The sequence below is a fragment of the Proteus faecis genome, assembly GCF_030286765.1.
In the GTDB taxonomy this organism is placed as follows: domain Bacteria; phylum Pseudomonadota; class Gammaproteobacteria; order Enterobacterales; family Enterobacteriaceae; genus Proteus; species Proteus faecis.
Map to the genome: position 1 here is coordinate 21,598 of NZ_JASVWV010000011.1, position 20,857 is coordinate 42,454.

Genomic DNA, 20,857 nt, shown 5'->3' on the forward strand with positions numbered 1-20,857 from the left:
AAACACCAATCGGCATCACATATTTAAATGTTTCTTGTAACAAAAAAACTTATCTTTGCTATTTTGTTGCATGTATGATGTATGGAATAGTTTCATCCTATTCGCCTATGTAATGAGAATCAAAAAAAGCGGATAGAAAAGTTTCCCTGGTGTTGGCGCAGTATTCGCGCACCCCAACCTTCGGTTGGGGTTATTTTTTTCTAGTGCCTGATAACCAGTTTCTCAAACTTTCCACATCCTTTCTCCAATCTCTTTCTAACTCATCTACCCATTCTTGAACATTGTCCCACCAAGCAGGTAATTCCGATGATTGGATCTGTTTAGCCAGTTGCTGTAAATGTTTTAAACCAATAGAACCAGCAGCACCTTTAATTTTATGTCCTTCTTCTGAAATCCCCTTCTCATCACGAGCCGTTAGGTTAGATTCAAGGACTGACATATAACTTGGCATCATCTTTTCAAAAACATCTAGACCATCAGTGATTAATTTAGGTCCAACAAGTTCGATGTATTGATTCAGCATGTCTATATCTAATAATTCTTCATTTTTATTCAACAATTCCGATGACTCATTACATGATACAGAAACCGCACCATCCCCCCAGAATTTGTTGATAATCGCGGTAAGAGCATCCACAGAAAGTGGTTTACTTAGCACATCATTCATTCCCGCGTCCAAATACTCTTTTTTGTCTTTCAAAACATTTGCTGTTAAAGCGATAAGAGGTGGAAGTTCATTACTGTCGAATTCTTGACGTAATTTTCTTGAAATATCGAACCCTGTCATATCCGGTAATTGAATGTCTAATAGCACTAAGTCATATTCATCAGGCTTAAACATCGATAACGCTTCTTGTCCTGTCATGGCGACATCAACGGTATTACCCAGTTTTTCTAAAACAGAACGGGCAACAATCACGTTAAGTTCAATGTCTTCAACAAGCAGAATATTTAAAGCAGGTAATAAGAGCTCATCATCACTGTCGATATCGTGATGCTCCTCAATAGCAGGAGCAACGATAGAGAGGGTAAAGGTAGAACCCTCACCTAACTCACTCTCAACACGAATATCACCGCCCATATGCTGTGCTAGACGTTTTGAGACAGCAAGTCCGATACCCGTTCCCGTTGCAGAACGACCACCTTGACTATCATTGACTTGATAGTACATGGCAAAGATCTTCTCAAGCTCACTTTTAGGAATACCAATTCCGCTATCTTTCACTTCAAAGAACAACTTATCTGGCGCCTCTTGCCAAATACGTACTTTGATTTCACCCTCTTGAGTAAACTTCACAGCATTACCAATAAGATTCCATAAGATCTGACGTAATCGAGTCCCATCAGAGGTTATCTTATGCGGTAGCGTTTCTTCTGCTTCGAGTGTGAATTTCAATCCTTTTGGCTGTACTAACAATCCAGACAGGTTTTCTAAATCAGAAATAAATTCAGTGAAGTCAATTGGCTGGTTATCTAACTGAATTTTTCTTCGCTCAATTTTATCCATCTCAATCACGTCATTAAAAATATTCCCTAACGTAATCGCACTCACATGGATAGTTTTTAAGTAATTGAGTTGTTCTGGTGAAAGCTCGGTATCCAATAAGATACGGCTTAATCCAACAATACCATTTAGCGGTGTACGCAATTCATGGCTGATTGTTGAGATAAAGGTGGTTTTATCACGACTTGCATTCTCTAACGCGTCTTGATAGCGCTTACGCTCTGTAATGTCACGTCCAAAGCCCATTAAGCCATGACGTTTACCAATACGATCATAAAACGGCACTTTGCGCAGCTCAAAACAAGCCTTGCGCCCATCAGGATAAACTAACCATTGCTCATAAGTGAGTGACACATTATGACGGAAGACTTTTTCATCCGTTTCCATCACTTTAATTGCAATATCTTCGTCATACACATCAAGCGGTGTTAAACCAATAAGTTGCTTCTCACTTTTACCTGTCAGTAATTCCGTCGCACGGTTACATCCTGAAAATTCATTATCTTCATTACGGTAATAAACTAAATCAGGAGAAGCATCTAGAAATGAGCGTAAAAGTGAGGATTGCTGTTCAAGCTCGATTTGCGTCAATTCACGACGCTTCATTTCACTTTTTAGTTTTTCTAGTAGTTCAAGGTGCGCTTTTTCAACTTTTTCACGCTCTTGAATTTCCAAGTTTAATTGCTCAATATTCTCTTTTAATTGAGAGTTAAGCTCTAAGTCGCGCTGGCGCATTACGCCTAGTTTATCCACCATACGAGATAAACGGCGTCGTGATTCTTCAAGCTGTTCAACTACAACAGAGAGGAAATAGACAGCCCAAGGCGTAATAATCAGTCCAAAGAAAATAGAGCGAACAAGGTCAATACTGGTAACATCACCTGCAAGCAAGAATGTCACCGCCATTTGAACAACCATCGCTAAAACAACTAATGCAGAAGCTAACAACAATGAGAAGCGAATTAGCCCCAGCCTCATCATTAAGTCAACGTAGTATTGGGCAAGCCCTTTGAGCAATTTCATTGAAAACTCCAATATATTGAATCTATGGAATGATAACCCAAAAATGAATTGGCGCAGTGGCGAACATTCAGAAATCTTGCTACGAGCAGTTATTTCTCATTACTTTGTTTGATTTAACCCTCTATTTTCTCTTAACGAGCCTATCTGGGACAGCTGCATTAATAAAGATAATACAAAACCAATCAACATAATTGATAGCTATATCATCGATAATTAGACCTTATTATAAAAAACGCAATTTGTCTTTTTTTATACAAAATGTATAAAAACAATAAAATTCCAAATTTTATATATTCGTCAGAATAACTCACTACTCGTTTTTATCATTAAAGGATGAGATAAAGCTAAATAGCTCAAATAGAGTGATATAGCTCACATTAAAAAATCGTTTCCACACCATTTTAAAACAGAATAATTCACATATTAATCAACATGTTAGAATGTAATTTTCCTTACCTATTTTATCTTAGTCAAATCTCCCTACACATTGACCTGATTTTTATTTATCGATAAGTTTAAAAGGCATAGCAGAGCAATATAAAAAACACACCGAGCTAGGCAAACACAACATCACCCGACTGAACACCCATAAATTTACCTACATACTTTGAGCCAAAACGTTCCTTTTGCGCTCTTTTTTTGAGGTGCCCAGTAAACTAAGTAGGAAGCAAAAATGCTCTATCAAAAGACACAGGAAAAAGACAATTGTGGATTTGGGTTGATCGCGCATATTGAAGGGCAAGCCAGCCATAAGATTGTCAGAAATGCCATACATGGTCTCGCCAGAATGCAACATCGTGGTGCTATTCTTTCTGATGGCAAAACCGGTGATGGTTGCGGATTACTCTTACAAAAACCAGAGCGTTTTTTCCAATTAGTTGCGCAAGAAAAAGGCTGGCGTTTAGCAAAAAATTACGCCGTAGGTATGCTATTTTTAAGCCAAGATCCTAATATTGCCAAACAGTGCCGTCTCATCGTCGAAGAAGAGCTACAACGTGAAACCCTTTCTATTGTTGGCTGGCGTAAAGTTCCTATTAACACTGAAATTTTAGGCAGTATTGCGCTTTCCTCTCTTCCTTTAATCGAACAAGTTTTTGTTAATGCACCAGCAGGCTGGCGGATAAGTGATATTGAGAGACGACTCTTTGTTGCTCGTAGACGCATTGAAAAACGCATTACTGACAGTGATTTTTATATTTGCAGCCTTTCTAATTTAGTGACGGTTTATAAAGGCCTTTGCATGGCCATCGATCTACCTCGTTTTTTTACCGATCTGGCTGATCTACGAATGGAATCTTCAATTTGTTTATTCCACCAGCGTTTTTCAACGAATACCACTCCCAGATGGCCACTTGCACAACCTTTTCGTTATTTAGCCCATAACGGTGAAATTAATACCATCACAGGCAATCGCCAATGGGCTAGAGCTCGTGCCTATAAATTCCATACACCACTGATCCCTGATCTACAAAGTGCAGCCCCTTTTGTAAATGAGAGTGGCTCAGATTCAAGTTCACTCGACAATATGTTAGAGCTTTTTCTCAATGGTGGTATGGATATTGTTCGAGCAATGCGATTGTTAGTGCCACCGGCATGGCAAAATAATCCACAAATGGATGATGATTTACGGGCATTTTTTGATTTTAACTCAATGCATATGGAGCCTTGGGATGGCCCTGCGGGCATTGTATTATCAGATGGTCGTTATGCTGCGTGTACGCTAGATAGAAACGGTTTACGTCCAGCTCGTTACGTTATCACCACAGATAATATCATCACTTGTGCATCTGAAATTGGTATTTGGGATTATCAACCAGATGAAGTGCGAGAAAAAGGACGAGTCGGCCCTGGTGAACTGATGGTCATTGATACTCATCAAGGACGCATTTTGCACTCCGCCGAAACTGATGAGGATTTAAAAAGACGTCATCCTTATAAACTGTGGCTAGAGCGCAATGTCAAACGCTTAACGCCGTTTGAAGAGTTACCAGAACAACAAGCCACAGGACAACGCGCCTTTGATGACACCTTATTAGCCACTTATCAAAAACAATTTGCCTATAGCCAAGAAGAGCTTGAAAGCATTTTGCATGTACTTGCAGAAAATGGGCAAGAAGCCACTGGCTCAATGGGTGATGACACTCCATTTGCTGTACTTTCTCAACGTCCTCGCCTTATTTACGACTATTTCAGACAGAAATTTGCGCAAGTCACAAATCCTCCAATAGATTCATTAAGAGAAGCACATGTCATGTCTTTAGCGACCTGCATTGGACGCGAGATGAATGTGTTCTGCGAAGCGGAAGGTCAAGCACATCGGCTGAGTTTTAAATCACCTATTTTGCTTTATAGCGATTTCCAACAGCTTATTAATCAAGAAAATCCTTATTACCAATCCGTTCATCTTGATATCACTTATCAACCAACAGAATACAACCTAGAAACAGCATTACGCCAATTATGCGCAAAAGCACAACAGGAAGTTCATCGTGGGGCAGTATTATTAGTTTTATCAGATAGAAATATCACTAAAGAACGATTACCGATCCCTGCTCCTATGGCAGTTGGCGCTGTACAAAAAGCATTGGTCGATAATAATTTACGTTGTGATGCTAATATTATTGTTGAAACAGCCAGTGCCCGCGATCCCCACCATTTTGCCGTATTACTCGGATTTGGTGCGACGGCTATTTATCCTTATCTTGCTTATGAATCTTTAGCTCAACGTGTCGATAAAAAAATCCTGCAAGCAAGCTATGCTCAAGTGATGCTGAATTACCGCAACGGCATAAATAAAGGATTGTATAAGATCATGTCCAAAATGGGCATTTCAACAGTTGCCTCTTACCGTTGCTCTCAATTGTTTGAAGCCGTAGGATTAAACGATGACGTTGTCGAACTCTGTTTTGCCGGTGTTGATAATCGTATTAATGGTGCTGACTTTAATGATTTTGAACACGACTTATTTAATCTGTCGAAACGCGCTTGGTTAACTCGTCATCCTTTAGAAGCTGGTGGTTTATTAAAATACACCCATAAAGGTGAATACCATGCCTATAACCCAGATGTGGTTCAAGCACTACAAAAAGCCGTAAATAGCGGGGAATATACGGATTATCAGCATTATGCAAGCCTTGTGCAACAGCGCCCAATTACAACCTTACGCGATATGCTAGTCCTCAATAGCAAGACAACGCCTATCTCAATTGAAGAAGTCGAACCTGAAACTGAACTATTTAAACGCTTTGATACAGCCGCAATGTCAATTGGCGCATTAAGCCGAGAAGCTCATGAAGCGCTAGCGCAAGCGATGAATACCTTAGGAGGATTTTCAAATTCAGGTGAAGGGGGCGAAGATCCAGCTCGTTACGGTACTGATAAAGTCTCACGTATTAAACAAATCGCCTCTGGTCGTTTTGGTGTAACACCTTCTTATCTAATGAGCGCAGATGTTTTACAAATCAAAGTAGCACAAGGGGCAAAACCTGGTGAAGGCGGACAACTTCCCGGAGATAAAGTGACACCTTATATTGCGCAACTGCGTTATGCCGTACCTGGTGTGACCTTAATATCGCCGCCACCTCATCATGACATCTACTCTATTGAAGATTTAGCACAGCTTATTTTCGACTTAAAACAGATCAATCCAACGGCACTGATTTCTGTAAAACTCGTGTCAGAGCCCGGAGTGGGTACCATTGCTACTGGTGTTGCCAAAGCTTACGCGGATTTGATCACCATTGCCGGTTATGACGGTGGTACTGGTGCAAGTCCTTTAACCTCCGTAAAATATGCAGGTAGCCCGTGGGAACTGGGCTTAGTTGAAACTCAACAAGCATTAGTGGCAAACGACCTACGCCATAAAATTCGTTTACAAGTCGATGGTGGATTAAAGACAGGTCTAGATATTATTAAGGCGGCGATTTTAGGCGCAGAAAGTTTTGGATTTGGTACTGGGCCCATGGTGGCATTAGGCTGTAAATATCTACGCATTTGCCATTTAAATAATTGCGCAATGGGTGTTGCAACCCAAGATGAGACGCTCCGCCGTAACCATTATCACGGATTACCAGAACGCGTTATTAACTACTTCCGTTTTATTGCACAAGAAACCCGTGAGTTAATGGCATTACTTGGCGTGAGAAAAATCACGGATTTAATCGGTCGGACCGATCTACTTTCGTGCCTAGAAGGTGTTAGCAGTAAACAGCAAAAACTCTCTTTAGGTGGTTTATTAGAGACAGCAACTTCACCATCAGGCAATGCGCTTTATTGTCAGGAAAATAATAATACTTATGATAAAGGCGAATTAAATCAGCGTATTGTTGCTCAGACTCGTGATGCAGTTGAACTACAAAAAAGCCAAACATACTATTTTGATATACGTAATACAGACCGCTCTGTGGGAGCAACATTATCAGGCATTATCGCCCAAAAACAGGGTGAAAATGGCTTATCTGCCACACCCATTAAACTTTATTTTACGGGAACTGCAGGTCAAAGCTTTGGTGTATGGAATGCACAAGGTGTTGAATTAACCTTAGTGGGCGATGCTAATGATTATGTTGGTAAAGGCATGGCTGGCGGCCGCATTGTTATTTCCCCTCCAGTTGGCTCTGCTTTTAAAAGTCATCACGCAACCATTATGGGCAATACCTGCCTTTATGGTGCAACCGGCGGAAAACTCTATGCCTCAGGCTTGGCTGGAGAGCGTTTCGCCGTCAGAAACTCCGGCGCGATTGCTGTCGTTGAAGGCGTTGGTGATAACGGCTGTGAATATATGACTGGCGGTATTGTCTGTGTTCTGGGTAAAACAGGTATTAACTTTGGTGCGGGAATGACGGGTGGATTTGCCTATCTGTTAGATGAAGATCTCACGTTATCGCAACGGATCAACACTTCGTCAATCGAGTTGCTACCTGTTGCATCCTTTGCCATTCTTGCTGAACATCTACGTGGCATGATTGCAGAACATGTCAGGCTAACAGGCTCTCAGCAAGGAGAAAGATTCCTTTCACAGTGGGAATATTGGTCACAACACTTTAAGTTGGTTAAGCCCAAATCAAGTGATGTCAATGCGTTGCTTGGTCATCCTCGTCGTTCATCTGCTGAATTACGCGTTCAGGCACAATAGGAGAACATTATGAGTCAGAATGTGTATCAGTTTATCGACTTAAATCGTGTTGAGCCGACTAAAAAACCGTTGGCAATTCGTAAAATTGAGTTTGTTGAAATCTATGAGGCTTTTTCACCACAGCAAGCCTCCGCACAAGCTGATCGCTGTTTAGGATGCGGTAACCCTTATTGTGAATGGAAATGTCCCGTTCATAATTACATTCCTAACTGGTTAAAATTGGCAAACGAAGGACGTATTATTGAAGCGGCTGAGCTTTCTCATCAAACAAACAGCTTACCTGAAATTTGTGGCCGCGTTTGCCCTCAAGATAGACTTTGTGAAGGCGCCTGCACGCTTAATGATGATTTTGGAGCCGTCACAATTGGTAATATTGAATGTTACATCAATGATACCGCCTTAGCACAAGGATGGCGCCCTGATCTTTCTCACGTCACGATGACAAATAAAAAGGTCGCGATTATCGGTGCTGGTCCTGCGGGGCTTGCTTGCGCAGATGTTCTTATTCGACAAGGTGTAAAACCGGTTGTTTATGATAAACATCCAGAAATTGGGGGATTACTTACGTTTGGGATCCCCTCTTTTAAACTCGAGAAATCACTGATGATCCGACGTCGTGAATTATTTAGTGAAATGGGGATTGAGTTCTGCCTTAATACAGAAATAGGCAAAGATATCGCCCTTAATACCCTAATAGCACAATATGACGCGGTATTTCTAGGATTGGGCACTTATCACAGTTTGAGCGGGCATTTTCCTAATGAAAATGCTCATGGTGTTTATAGCGCCCTACCTTATTTAATTGGTAATACACGTTATTTAATGGGTTATGATGAAGATCCTCAAACACCTTATATCGACCTTAAAGATAAAAATGTAATGATATTAGGCGGTGGCGATACGGCAATGGACTGTGTGCGTACAGCAATTCGGCAAGGTGCAAATAAAGTGACTTGTGTTTATCGTCGTGATGAAAGCAATATGCCTGGTTCCAAACGCGAAGTAAAAAATGCTAAAGAAGAAGGTGGGGAATTTTTATTTAATCTTCAACCTATAGATATTGAAGTCGATAATCAAAATAGAGTGGTCGGTATTCGCGTTATTAAAACTCAAAGCGATAAAGCATTAACACCGATTGAAGGAAGTGAGCACCTGTTATCTGCTGATGCGGTTATTCTGGCATTTGGCTTTAAACCTGCACATTATCCATGGTTAGATGAAAATAATATTGAATATGCATCTTCAGGCAGAATTATTATTTCAGATAATCAAGAAATACCCAATCAAACAACAAACCCTAAAGTGTTTGCAGGGGGAGATATTGTACGAGGCTCTGATCTTGTGGTAACGGCAATAGCAGAAGGAAGAGAGGCTGCCGAAGGGATATTGCGATATTTATCATGTTAAAAATGTTTTATTTTCGCTATTTAAAATAACAATTTCTCGTATTTATTATCCCATTTAATTTAAGTGGGATAATTTTTCAATACTATCGGTGAAACTAATAAATAGTATTTAAGGAAAATAAAAACATCAGACAAAAATCATTCTCATTAGCATTTAATTTAATGTATAGAATAATTTTTTGATAAATATCGATATTCTTTTTTGTATCAAAATAACACTCACGATCTATATTAAATATAATTTATTTTCGTATTTTTTACTTTGTCTCCTTTTGTTTAACCTTTCCGTCATCTTTTAATGGTAATTGTTTTACAGCATTTGTTAATAACATCACAGTCTAAAAAAATAGATTTTATTTCAGCTATTAAATTTGATAACAATCAAATATTGTCAACCAACCAACTTCATAATGGAGTCACCTAATAACTTTACAGAAAAATATAATTTATTGATGTTAGGTTCGTTTTCATAAAATTGTCATAATTAACTAGGGGATCACTATGGTGATGCAACTTATCGCAGTAGCCGTTATTATCGTAACTGTCTATTTGCTAATAAAAAAATATGAAACCCGAATGGTGCTAATTGGTGCCGGCTTATTACTCTGTATTTTAAGTCTGAGCCCATTAGATGCGTTTACCGCATTTAGCGAGCGCATGGTGTCTTCATCATTAATTCAAGCAATCTGTTCGAGTATGGGTTTTGCTTATGTTATGAAATATACCAAATGCGATATGCATCTGGTCCATGTTTTATCAAAAGTAATGACTCGTCTGGGCTTCTTCCTTATCCCAGCTACCGTTGTCGTAACGTATTTCATTAATATCGCAATCCCATCAGCAGCTGGTTGCGCAGCAGCGGTAGGTGCGACACTTATTCCATTATTAATCGCAGCACGTATTCACCCGGCTATCGCTGGTGGCGCAGTATTATGTGGTACTATCGGCTCAATGCTAAGCCCAGGTATGTCGCATAACGCCTTCGTTGCTAACATGGCAAATATGGAAGTGGTTGATTTAATCGCTCGTCATAGTCCATACAGCTTAATGGCGGGTGGTATCGCAGCGGTTTCACTCGCTGTTGTTGCTTTAGTGAAAAAAGAGTTCAAAATGGCTTCTGTTGCTGGTGATGCATCATCTTCATCAGCACAAGCAACGCCAGAAGCTGTTCGCCCTAACTACTTATATGCAACAGCACCTTTTATTCCATTAATCCTGTTAATTCTGCCATTCTTCGAGTCTTTCAGTACATTTAAACTGTCTGTACCAGCAGCAATGTTAATTGGTTCTATCTATGCTCTGTTCATCACATTAACTAACCCAGCACAAATTACGAAAGAGTTCTTTAAAGGTATGGGTAATGCTTATGGAGATGTATTGGGTATCATCATTGCAGCTGCTGTATTCGCAGCAGGTCTGAAAGCATCTGGTTTAATCGACGCGTTCATCAACTTCTTAACTCATTCTCCTGAATTTGCTCGCTGGGGTGGTACTTTAGGGCCATTCTTAATGGGTATTATTACTGGTTCTGGTGACGCGGCAGCATTCGCATTCAACGAAACAGTCACACCACATGCTGCACAATTCGGTTATGAAATTCCTGATATGGGTATGGCTGCTGCACTATCTGGCGCATTAGGCCGTACTATGTCACCACTAGCCGGCGCTGCTATTGTTTGTGCTGGCCTTGCAAATATTAACCCAATGGAAATCGCAAAACGTACTGCACCAGGTATGATTATTGGCGTCATCGCTGTTGCGTTATTCATGTTATAAGTGGAGAAATGAATATGTCAGCTCTTACTCTCGAAAAATTGATTAAATGGCGTCGCGAATTTCACCAATATCCAGAAATTGGTTGGTCTGAATTTCTTACAACAGCAAAGATCGTTAAAGAATTACGTAGCTTAGGTTTAGAAGTTAAAGTTGGCCCTGAAGTTATCAACCAAGAGTTCGCTTTTGGTCGTCGTCGCCAAGTCGTTGAGAAAGGGCTGGCTATTGCAAGAAAACACAACGTTGATGAAGCACTGCTTGATGAGATGAAAGAACTTACAGGCTGTGTGGCTATCTTCGACAGTGGTAAAGCAGGTCCAACAGTAGCACTGCGTTTTGATATCGACTGTGTGGGTGTTAACGAGGCCACTGAAACTAAACACCGTCCTCATGCCGAAAACTTTGCCTCTTGTCACGCGGGTGAAATGCACGCTTGTGGTCACGATGGACATATCTCTATCGGTTTAGGTGTTGCTCACTGGTTAGTTGAGAATAAAGATAAAGTTGTTGGTAAAGTTAAAATTTTATTCCAACCAGCAGAAGAAGGTGTTCGTGGCGCACGTGCGATGGCTGAAAGTGGTATCGCAGACGACGCAGATTACTTCTTAGGTGCACACTTAGGCTTTATCGCAAACAGTGGTGAAATTGTTATTAACCCAACACATTTCTTATGTACCACTAAATATGACTTCCGTTTTAAAGGTGCTCCATCTCACGCAGGTGCAGAGCCAGAATTAGGCCGTAATGCATTAGCAGGTGCTTGCCATGCAGCAACACAAATGCTAGGTATTTCTCGCCACGGTAAAGGAATGTCACGTATCAATATCGGTGTATTAAAAGCTGGTGAAGGCCGTAACGTCACCCCTGCTAATGCTGAAATGCAAATCGAAGTTCGTGGTGAAAACGAAGAGATCAACAGCTTTATGGCAGCAAATGCTGTACGTATGGCTGAAGGTGCAGCACATAGCTTCCAGTTAGAAATGGAAAGTGAAATCATGGGTGAAGCCGTTGACTTGACGAATGACCAAGAATTGATTGATGTGATGACCAAAGTTGTGGGTAAACACTCAGAACTAACAGCCGTTGCGACGCGTCCATTTGGTGGCAGTGAAGATGCAACAGTATTAGCAAAACGCGTACAGCGTTGTGGTGGTAAATCACTGTACTTCGTTGTTGGTGCTGATAGAACCGCAGGTCACCACCAAGCAGGCTTTGATTTCGATGAAAAACAATTAATGACAGCTGTTAACCTTTATACAGGTTGTTTAGAAGAACTGCTGAAATAATCTTAATTTAATCACATTAAAGCTCTGTAATTTATTTTACAGAGCTTTTTTATATATTAACGACATAAAAAATAGAATTATATTTAAATATAAACAAATATATCTATAAAATAAATAATATTCAAAATTCAATAAATAAACTTTAATTAAATCTATATTGCCTATCTTAAGATAAATAATTAATCCCGCAAAAAATAATACCGTAAATATATTTTTAAATTTAAAATAACCTAAATACTATATTTATTTACACTGCAATAACAACCCTCCTCTTTTTTTTACTCTAATTATATTTTTCACTTATTTAATTGCCCATAAATATTAATTATGATAATAATAACTATTATTATTTTTATTTGTAAAAAAATCATGTCAAATATTAAATTAATGTCACTTGATAAAGTGAAGCCTAATCGTATTGCCACAATTAAAGCGGTTAAAAGCGCAGATTTATTATTGAAGCAAAAATTATTTAATATGGGTTTTATTCCCGGAGTGAGTATTGAAATGATCCGCTCAGCCCCTTTATTAGACCCTATTGAAATCAAAGTATTAGACTATCTAGTTGTATTAAGGCGAGAAGAAGCAAGTATGATAGAGGTAGAAATCAATGATTAAAGTGGCACTGGCAGGACAGCCCAATTGTGGAAAATCAACACTCTTCACAATGCTAAGTGGCATTAATCAACATGTTGCAAATTATCCTGGTGTAACAATCGATAAAAAGATAGGTCACATTAAATACGATGAGAATAAAATAGAACTCACTGATTTACCTGGAACCTATTCATTTAGTTCATTTTCTCTTGAAGAAAAAGTCACTAAGCGTTATTTAATTGAAGAAAATCCTGACATTATTATTAATGTGATTGATGCTTCTTGTTTAAAAAGAAGCCTATATCTTACCTTTCAATTACTCGAAATTGGCAAGCCTGTCATTATTGCATTAAATATGATGGATATTGCAAAAAGACGAGGTTTAGAAATAGATATTGATACACTTAGCAATGAGCTAGGTGTGCCAGTCATAGCGACTAATGGTGTTAGAGGAATAGGCAAACAAGCACTTTTATCCGCACTATCTCAGATAGATAAAAGTAAAACAAAAATATCACCTTTTCGAATTACTTATGCTGAATTAGATCCGCTTATTGAACGTATTTCAAAAAATATAAATAACAGTACCCACTTATCATCTCGATGGTTAGCGATTAAATATTTAGAAAAAGAAGAAGCAGTAATTAATAGTATTGATATTAATAATCAAGAGATTGATACTGAAATCGACGCCTTAAAAGGGAAGATAGATGTTGATTCCATTCTCGCATCAGAACGTTATAAATTAGCTAATCATCTTTACTCCTTATCCACAAAAGAAAAAAATAAAAAAGAGAAAACCTTCACCGATTTTATAGATAAAATCGTCCTTAATCGCTGGTGTTCTTTTATCATCTTATTGCTTGTTATTTATGGCACTTATGAACTCGCCATTGTAAAAGGTTATGAATTAACTAACTATACATGGCCTTATCTCGCCAAATTAAAAAACTTATTAATCTCCCTATTACCTGAACCTCAATTCGTTGATATTCCACTTTTAACTGAATTAGGCATCTGGTTAATTAACAGTGCATTGGCTTTACTAAATTATATTCCTATTTTTATCATCTTATTTGCCATCATCGCCATCATGGAAGATGTGGGATATATGCCTCGTATCGCCTTTATTTTAGACCGGATTTTTAGACGATATGGATTACATGGACAATCTACATTACCTCTCGTACTCGGTGGCGCTTTCGTGGGGGGCTGCGCTGTTCCCGGTATTATGGCAACAAAAGGGATTGCCGATGAGCGAGCAAGAATTGCAACTGCTCTCACTGTTCCCTATATGAATTGCTTAGCAAAGGTCCCTTTTTACACATTACTTTTGGGTTCATTCTTCGTGCAAGAGATGACATTAATGATGTTTTTCATCTCAACAGTCACTCTCTTTATTGCACTCAGTGTCGCTAAAATATTGACATCAACATTCTTAAAAACCAAAGAGTGTGCCCCCTTTATCATGGCACTTCCCTCTTACCATATCCCAAGTATTAAAAATGTCTCTTTGCGTGTAGCTCAACGAGTTTGGCTTTATATTTATAAAGTTGGCACGATTGTTATGGCTGTTGCTATCGTGCTTTTCGTCTTATTACAATTTCCGGGGATCTCATCAGAGAAACAGAGTGAAATTGATAACAAAGCCCAGATTGCCCTTGATAGTTTTTATCAAAAAGTGGGCTCTACCCCCTATCAAAAAACATTTGATTCTGAAGAATCCGTTATTGAGCTATTAAATTTATATAACAAATATCGTGCAGATAAGATGGCGTCATCCTCCAATGAAGCAAAACAGTTAGATGCTGATTATGCCCTCCAATATCCATTTTTATTTAACTTTATCAAACCAAAAACAAATGATGATCGCGCAATCAATCGCGCCATAAGAAAGTTATCCCAACAATCTCAATTAATACAAAATGAGATCAAAAGTGAACGTATTGAAAATTCATTTTTAGGGATGTTTGGCCGCTTTATTGAACCTGCAACACAATTTGCAGGCTTTGACTGGCGAATTAATGTTGCCTTTCTCAGTTCATTTGCTGCTAGAGAAAGTGCCGTTGCAACAATAGGGGCAATTTATACATCAGGACAAGGTGAACGTATTGAACAATCTTTAGAGAAAGATAGTGTTTATACCCCATTACATGCTTCTGCCATGCTTATTTTTATGATTTTCACCCCACCGTGTATCGCATCAATGGTTGTCGTGAAACTGAATGTTCATTCATACGGATTAATGCTTTTAGCGATTTTTATGCCATTCATCATTGGAATGACAATTGCCTCTATTTTCTACACATTAAGTCTTAATCTACATTGGGATGGTGTTGAAATGATGGGATATTTTTATGCTTTTGTCGTCACCACTACGATCATTCTTGGTTCAATAAAACGTAAAAAGAAACCGCATATTGAAAAAAATTTAAAAATTTATGTAAGACAACAGTAGATTATTTATCACAAGGATATTTTATGAAAAAGTACATTATTTCACTCGCGCTCATCTTAGTTTCACCTGCGGCATTCTCACATACCGCCTTATTATCGTGCTTTGATGAAGGAGATGGCACGGTTACGTGCGAAGGTGGATTTAGTGATGGAAGTAGCGCAAGTGGTGTTGATTTTCATCTTAAACAAGACGGTAAAATTATTTTATCAAAGAAATTTAATGAGCTTAATGAAGTGAGTTTTGAAAAACCTAAAGGGGATTATTCTGCAGTACTTAATGCCGGTGAAGGACATGAAGTCACCATTAAGAGTTCTGACATTAACTAAGGGAAAATACCGATGAAAAAATTAATCACAGTCGCAACAACAGCATTAGTCCTCTATTCAAGTGCGTCTTTTGCTCACTTTCAAATGATCTATACACCGGAATCAGCCTTATCTAAAGGTGCAAATATCCCATTAGTTACACTGTTCACGCATCCCTTCTCTGATGAACACACCATGGATATGGGCACACCTGAAAGTTTTTATGTTGTTCATAAAGACAAAACAAAAGACTTAAAGGATTCACTACAGCCTATTCAATGGCAAGGTAATGCCAATAGTGCTCAAGCTTATAAAACCGATTATAAAGCACGTGGAATGGGCGATCATGTCTTCGTTTTGACCCCAGCCCCTTATTATGAAAAAAGTGAAGGCGCTTATATACAACAAATCACAAAAGTTATGGTGAATGTTGCGGGATTACCCACAGACTGGGATAAAACTTACGGCTTAAAAGCAGAGATCGTGCCATTAACGAAACCTTACTCAATTTGGACTAACTCAACCTTTTCGGGTGTGGTAATGAGTGAAGGAAAACCGGTTCCATTTGCTGATATCGAAGTTGAATATCTCAACTCAGATATGGATTTAACCAACAATAAAACCGAAAAAACGAATTTTAGCGCACCTCAAGATAGTTTTATTACGTTAGGTATTAAAGCGGATGAGAACGGTAAGTTTACATTTGGTATTCCTAAATCAGGTTGGTGGGGTTTTGCTGCAATGGGAGTGGGTCCAGATACAACATTCAATGGTAAAGAGCTGAGCCAAGATGGTGTTATTTGGGTTCAAGCTAAAGATATGGGTGAATAATAAATTATGATAGATAAATTGATACTTATCGTTTTATTTGTTTTAGCTATTGTTTTCTTATACATAAAATTGTTTAAAAAGAAAGGTTGCTCTTGCAACAAATCAAATTGCTCAAAAAAATAATTAATTATAGTTTTTAATCAATATGATTTTAGAGTAATAAATACAAATAATTAGGATTAAGTTTCATCTTTCTATATGGTTTATTAAAGGATCATTCTTTTCCACAAAGAATGGCTTAAAACTCATAACAAAAAGCCCAGTGATTGCACTCACCTTATAACGCGGGTAAGTCAATCACTGGGCTTTTAAATTTAATCGTATCTTACGTGTCAGTTACTTTACCACACGCAATGATGGTCGACCTGTTGGACGAGGTGGCTCAGGATCATCATCAGGTGAGGTGTCATCATCAGAAACAGATTTCTCAGTCACCAATGATAAAACTTCACCAACAGGCGCTTCTGAGGACTCTTGATATTCCTCTTCAGCAAACGCTAATGATGCACCAGATTCATAAGCAGGCTCTGGCTCAAACATCATTCCCGCACCGTTTTCTCTCGCATAAATAGCCATAACAGCAGCTATAGGCACTCGTACTTTACGAGGTATGCCACCAAAGCTTGCACTAAATAAAACCTGATACGGCGTTAACTCTAAGTCATCTACTGCACGAGATGAAATATTTAGTACAATTTGACCATCGTGTGCATATTCCATTGGAACTTGAACACCAACAACATTCACATCAACAACAAGATGAGGTGTTAAATCGTTTTCAATGATCCAATCATAATGCGCACGTAATAAATGCGGACGACGCGGAGACATATCCATAATCTCCATATTCTATTACCCTCTTGAAGGTAAGCGCATCTCACGCTCTGCTTCAGTTAATGAGGCAAGGAATGAATCTCGCTCAAAAACACGTTGCATATAAATTTGTACATCTTTAGCGCCAGCACCACTTAAATCCACACCAAGCACCGGTAAACGCCATAACAGAGGAGCAAGGTAGCAATCTACTAAACTGAACTCTTCACTCATAAAGTAAGGATATTCTTTAAACACAGGAGATACAGCCAATAGCTCTTCAGCTAACTGTTTACGAGCAGCATTTGCTTGCTGTTCAGTTCCTTTCTCAATGGTGTTCATTAAAGAATACCAATCATGCTCAATACGATGCATCATTAAACGGCTGCTACCACGAGCAACAGGATAGACTGGCATTAAAGGAGGATGAGGGAAGCGTTCATCAAGATATTCCATGATGATACGTGAATCATACAGAGTTAGCTCACGATCCACCAAAGTCGGTACACTTTGGTAAGGGTTTAGATCGATAAGATCCTGTGGAAGATTACCAGCTTCAACCTGTTCAATTTCAACACTGACACCTTTCTCCGCTAGGACAATTCTGACCTGATGGCTGAAAATATCAGTCGGACCGGAAAACAAAGTCATTACCGAACGTTTGTTGGCAGCGACAGCCATGAAAACCTCCAAGTTAATCAATTAAAGAAATGAATTAGCACAATGCCTTTCCATTTCCCCATTCCTAAAAGACAAGCACACAAACGCAATAGACCTAAATAAACATTTAAGTGACTAACTGCATTGGGCAACTACCTGTATAACAGTGTTATCGTGGGATAATCATATTTTACAGGGTTAAAAACTCACCTGTCTTTGCGGCACATATCATTATCAAGTAATACCAAAATAATCATTCAACAATCATTATTGTCATAATAATTTTGGTATGACTTTCAAACTCATCACAGATATTACAATCAATATATCCATCAGTAACATGATGAAGTTATAGAAAGAAAGACACCAAAGCTCGCTATTCTACCAGAATTCATGTTACTTAGGGGGGCTAATGCAAATAATTCAATACAATATGCCACACTACCCTAAAAGTAAGATTATAATATCAAAAAATAAAATTATTTAGAGACAAAATCTAAAAAACAGTTTTTTTAACACCATCGTTATCTTAGATAACGCTTGTTTTATGAAAAACAGCATCATGTATTAGCAACATTATGTTTTTATTATTAATAAGCACAAATAAGTCAAAAATAAAAAACCCGCCTGTGAAGACGGGTTTTCAACATCAAATTGATATCTAAAAGATAACAAATTAACGTTTAGAGAACTGTGGACGACGACGTGCTTTACGCAGACCCACTTTCTTACGTTCAACAGAACGCGCATCACGGGTTACGAAACCAGCTTTACGCAGATCAGAACGTAGAGTCTCATCATATTCCATCAGTGCACGAGTGATACCGTGACGGATCGCGCCAGCTTGACCAGAAATACCACCACCTTTAACAGTGATGTATAAATCTAATTTACCCAGCATATCAACTAATTCCAGCGGTTGACGAACAACCATACGTGCTGTTTCGCGGCCGAAGTAAACTTCTAGGCTACGTTTGTTGATTACGATATTACCGCTACCTGGCTTAATGAAGACACGTGCGGAAGAACTTTTGCGGCGACCTGTGCCGTAGTATTGATTATCAGCCATTGCCTATTATCCCGATTAAATGTCCAGAACTTGCGGTTGTTGTGCCGCGTGGTTGTGCTCAGATCCTGCGTAAACTTTCAGTTTACGGTACATCGCACGACCCAGAGGCCCTTTTGGCAGCATGCCTTTTACCGCGATTTCGATTACACGCTCAGGACTACGGGCGATCATCTCTTCGAAAGTCGCTTGTTTGATACCACCTACGTGACCAGTATGACGGTAGTAAACTTTGTCAGTACGTTTATGACCAGTTACCGCCACTTTCTCAGCGTTTAAAACGATGATGTAATCACCAGTATCAACGTGCGGAGTGTATTCCGCTTTGTGCTTACCGCGTAAACGGCTAGCAATTTCAGTTGCTAAACGGCCTAAAGTTTTGCCGTCTGCATCAACAACGTACCAGTCGCGTTTTACGGTTTCTGGTTTAGCTGTAAAAGTTTTCATTATTGAAAATTACCCAATGTTTAGTTACACGTTGGTGAACGCTCGGTTCAAATACTATTGAGGTTCACACGACTCTTGTGTCCAGCAAACCTACCCCTTCGAGTAGCACTGCTGACTCTAAAATGCGAGTTTTTTGGGAAATAAAAAACTTGCTGCAACGTGGGGTCGCAAGATTATAGAGAAGTCAGAAAAAAAAATCGAGTCATAATTGAAAAACAATTGAATTCTTTTTCAATTTTCAGCGAAAAAAACGAATCTGGCACTTTTTTCTGATTTGACTGATAAATTCTTGCTACCTGAAGAGAAGAATTGTTCCTTTCCAGAGCGCTTGTAAATTGCCTAATGCTTTCTATTTTCATAGAAAAAAACATCAAGCAACTTAACCTGCGTCATCCTACCATAACGAAAGATGACTTTCTTCAAGAATTAAAAATTAAGCGAGATGAGGTTGTACTAAATATTCTTCACTTTGCATCTCTTGTAAACGTGATAAGCAACGCTGATATTCAAAACGTAAAAAATCACCTTGGTAAATCTCGTTCATTTCTACATTTGCATTAATAATAAGTTTCACTTTACGTTCATAAAACTCATCAACCAGCGCTAGAAACCGACGCGCAACGTCTTCATTTAATGTTCCCATTTGTTCCATGTCATATAACAAAACAGAGTGGTAATGCTTAGAAAGCGCAATGTAATCAAGCTGACTACGTGGTTCCATACACAAGGTTGAAAAATTAATAGCGAGCACCCCATTAGATACTTTTCTTACTTTCATAGGGCGATGATTGATGGTTAAAGTACAATCAACTTGCGGTTCGCTAGTTGCCAAATGCATGAAAATTCTATCCATCTCATGACGATTTTTATCGTTGAGTGGAGATAAAAAAAGATGCGCTTGCGTTAGTGTTCTAAGGCGATAATCAATACCTGCATCAACATTTAAAATGTCACAATGGTGTTTGATCTGTTCTATTGCAGGTAAAAAACGAGAACGTTGTAATCCGTTACGGTAAAGCTCGTCTGGTGGAATATTTGATGTTGCTACCAGCGTGATACCTCTGGCAAATAACGCCTCAAGCAAGGTACCTAAAATCATTGCATCAGTAATATCAGAAACGAAAAACTCATCAAAACAGAGCACGTCAGTTTGCGCTTTAAATCCATCAGCAATAATTTCTAGCGGATTTTCATGGCCTTGCAAGTTTTTCAGCTCTTCTTGAACACGTAACATAAAACGATGGAAGTGTAAGCGAAGCTTTCGTTCTGTCGGCAAACTTTGATAAAACATATCCATCAACCATGTTTTACCTCGGCCTACACCGCCCCACATATATAAACCACGTTCTGGTGCAACAATCTGTTTTTTTGTACGAATTCGCCTAAATAATCGTTGTGTTAGCGAACTTTTTTCTGGTGGAGTCTCTTTTAATAATGCATGGTATATCTGTTGAAGATGGAGAACAGTTTTTCGCTGAACATCATCAGGTTGATAATCACCTTGCTTCAATGCGGCTTCATAAAGTGATAACGGCGTACTAACAGTCATGAATG

At 38.8% G+C, this 20,857-nt stretch carries 14 protein-coding genes; 8 read left to right on the forward strand and 6 right to left on the reverse strand.

Annotated elements, in window-relative coordinates; genetic code table 11:
• Window positions 1-190: 190 nt before the first annotated feature.
• The gene (gene arcB / locus QSH13_RS13835; RefSeq protein ID WP_196544674.1) at window positions 191-2,527 is read right to left on the reverse strand and encodes an aerobic respiration two-component sensor histidine kinase ArcB; all 2,337 of its coding nucleotides are present in this window, start codon (window positions 2,525-2,527) and stop codon (window positions 191-193) included.
• A 673-nt stretch (window positions 2,528-3,200) separates the two neighbouring features.
• Between arcB and gltB the strand changes: the two genes are divergently transcribed.
• The 8 genes from gltB (at window position 3,201) to QSH13_RS13875 (ending at window position 16,317) form a co-directional block, all read left to right on the forward strand.
• Window positions 3,201-7,661, forward strand: coding sequence for a glutamate synthase large subunit (gltB, locus tag QSH13_RS13840; protein WP_286039296.1), 4,461 nt, complete (start codon window positions 3,201-3,203; stop codon window positions 7,659-7,661).
• 9 nt (window positions 7,662-7,670) lie between these two features.
• Entirely contained in the window at window positions 7,671-9,068 is a 1,398-nt protein-coding gene (locus tag QSH13_RS13845; protein ID WP_286039297.1) for an FAD-dependent oxidoreductase, read from the forward strand.
• Window positions 9,069-9,568: 500 nt separating this feature from the next.
• Window positions 9,569-10,843 carry a C4-dicarboxylate transporter DcuC gene (gene dcuC / locus QSH13_RS13850; RefSeq protein ID WP_072063759.1) on the forward strand — a complete coding sequence of 425 codons (1,275 nt, stop codon included), beginning with the start codon at window positions 9,569-9,571 and terminating at the stop codon, window positions 10,841-10,843.
• A gap of 14 nt (window positions 10,844-10,857) precedes the next feature.
• Window positions 10,858-12,126: an amidohydrolase gene (locus QSH13_RS13855; RefSeq protein ID WP_098941197.1), complete on the forward strand. Its 1,269-nt coding sequence runs from the start codon at window positions 10,858-10,860 to the stop codon at window positions 12,124-12,126.
• A 369-nt stretch (window positions 12,127-12,495) separates the two neighbouring features.
• Complete coding sequence (locus QSH13_RS13860) at window positions 12,496-12,744, forward strand: FeoA family protein (protein ID WP_196543858.1); 249 nt, start codon at window positions 12,496-12,498, stop codon at window positions 12,742-12,744.
• Complete coding sequence (feoB, locus tag QSH13_RS13865) at window positions 12,737-15,181, forward strand: ferrous iron transport protein B (RefSeq protein WP_286039298.1); 2,445 nt, start codon at window positions 12,737-12,739, stop codon at window positions 15,179-15,181. Before QSH13_RS13860 ends, feoB begins: the two co-directional genes overlap by 8 nt.
• 23 nt (window positions 15,182-15,204) lie before the next feature.
• Complete coding sequence (locus QSH13_RS13870) at window positions 15,205-15,507, forward strand: hypothetical protein (protein ID WP_109396073.1); 303 nt, start codon at window positions 15,205-15,207, stop codon at window positions 15,505-15,507.
• A gap of 12 nt (window positions 15,508-15,519) precedes the next feature.
• On the forward strand, window positions 15,520-16,317 hold the full coding sequence (locus QSH13_RS13875; RefSeq protein ID WP_196543861.1) for a DUF4198 domain-containing protein: 798 nt from the start codon (window positions 15,520-15,522) through the stop codon (window positions 16,315-16,317).
• A 336-nt stretch (window positions 16,318-16,653) separates the two neighbouring features.
• Here the strand turns inward: QSH13_RS13875 and sspB are convergent, their stop codons facing one another.
• The 5 genes from sspB to zapE form a co-directional block, all read right to left on the reverse strand.
• Window positions 16,654-17,163: a ClpXP protease specificity-enhancing factor gene (gene sspB, locus QSH13_RS13880; RefSeq protein WP_109396075.1), complete on the reverse strand. Its 510-nt coding sequence runs from the start codon at window positions 17,161-17,163 to the stop codon at window positions 16,654-16,656.
• Between the two features lie 6 nt (window positions 17,164-17,169).
• The gene (sspA, locus tag QSH13_RS13885) at window positions 17,170-17,811 is read right to left on the reverse strand and encodes a stringent starvation protein SspA (RefSeq protein WP_023582862.1); all 642 of its coding nucleotides are present in this window, start codon (window positions 17,809-17,811) and stop codon (window positions 17,170-17,172) included.
• Window positions 17,812-18,466: 655 nt separating this feature from the next.
• Window positions 18,467-18,859, reverse strand: a complete 393-nt coding sequence (rpsI, locus tag QSH13_RS13890) for a 30S ribosomal protein S9 (RefSeq protein WP_004245284.1) — start codon at window positions 18,857-18,859, stop codon at window positions 18,467-18,469.
• A gap of 15 nt (window positions 18,860-18,874) precedes the next feature.
• On the reverse strand, window positions 18,875-19,303 hold the full coding sequence (gene rplM / locus QSH13_RS13895; protein WP_006535327.1) for a 50S ribosomal protein L13: 429 nt from the start codon (window positions 19,301-19,303) through the stop codon (window positions 18,875-18,877).
• Between the two features lie 433 nt (window positions 19,304-19,736).
• On the reverse strand, window positions 19,737-20,852 hold the full coding sequence (gene zapE / locus QSH13_RS13900; protein ID WP_196543862.1) for a cell division protein ZapE: 1,116 nt from the start codon (window positions 20,850-20,852) through the stop codon (window positions 19,737-19,739).
• Window positions 20,853-20,857: the final 5 nt, after the last annotated feature.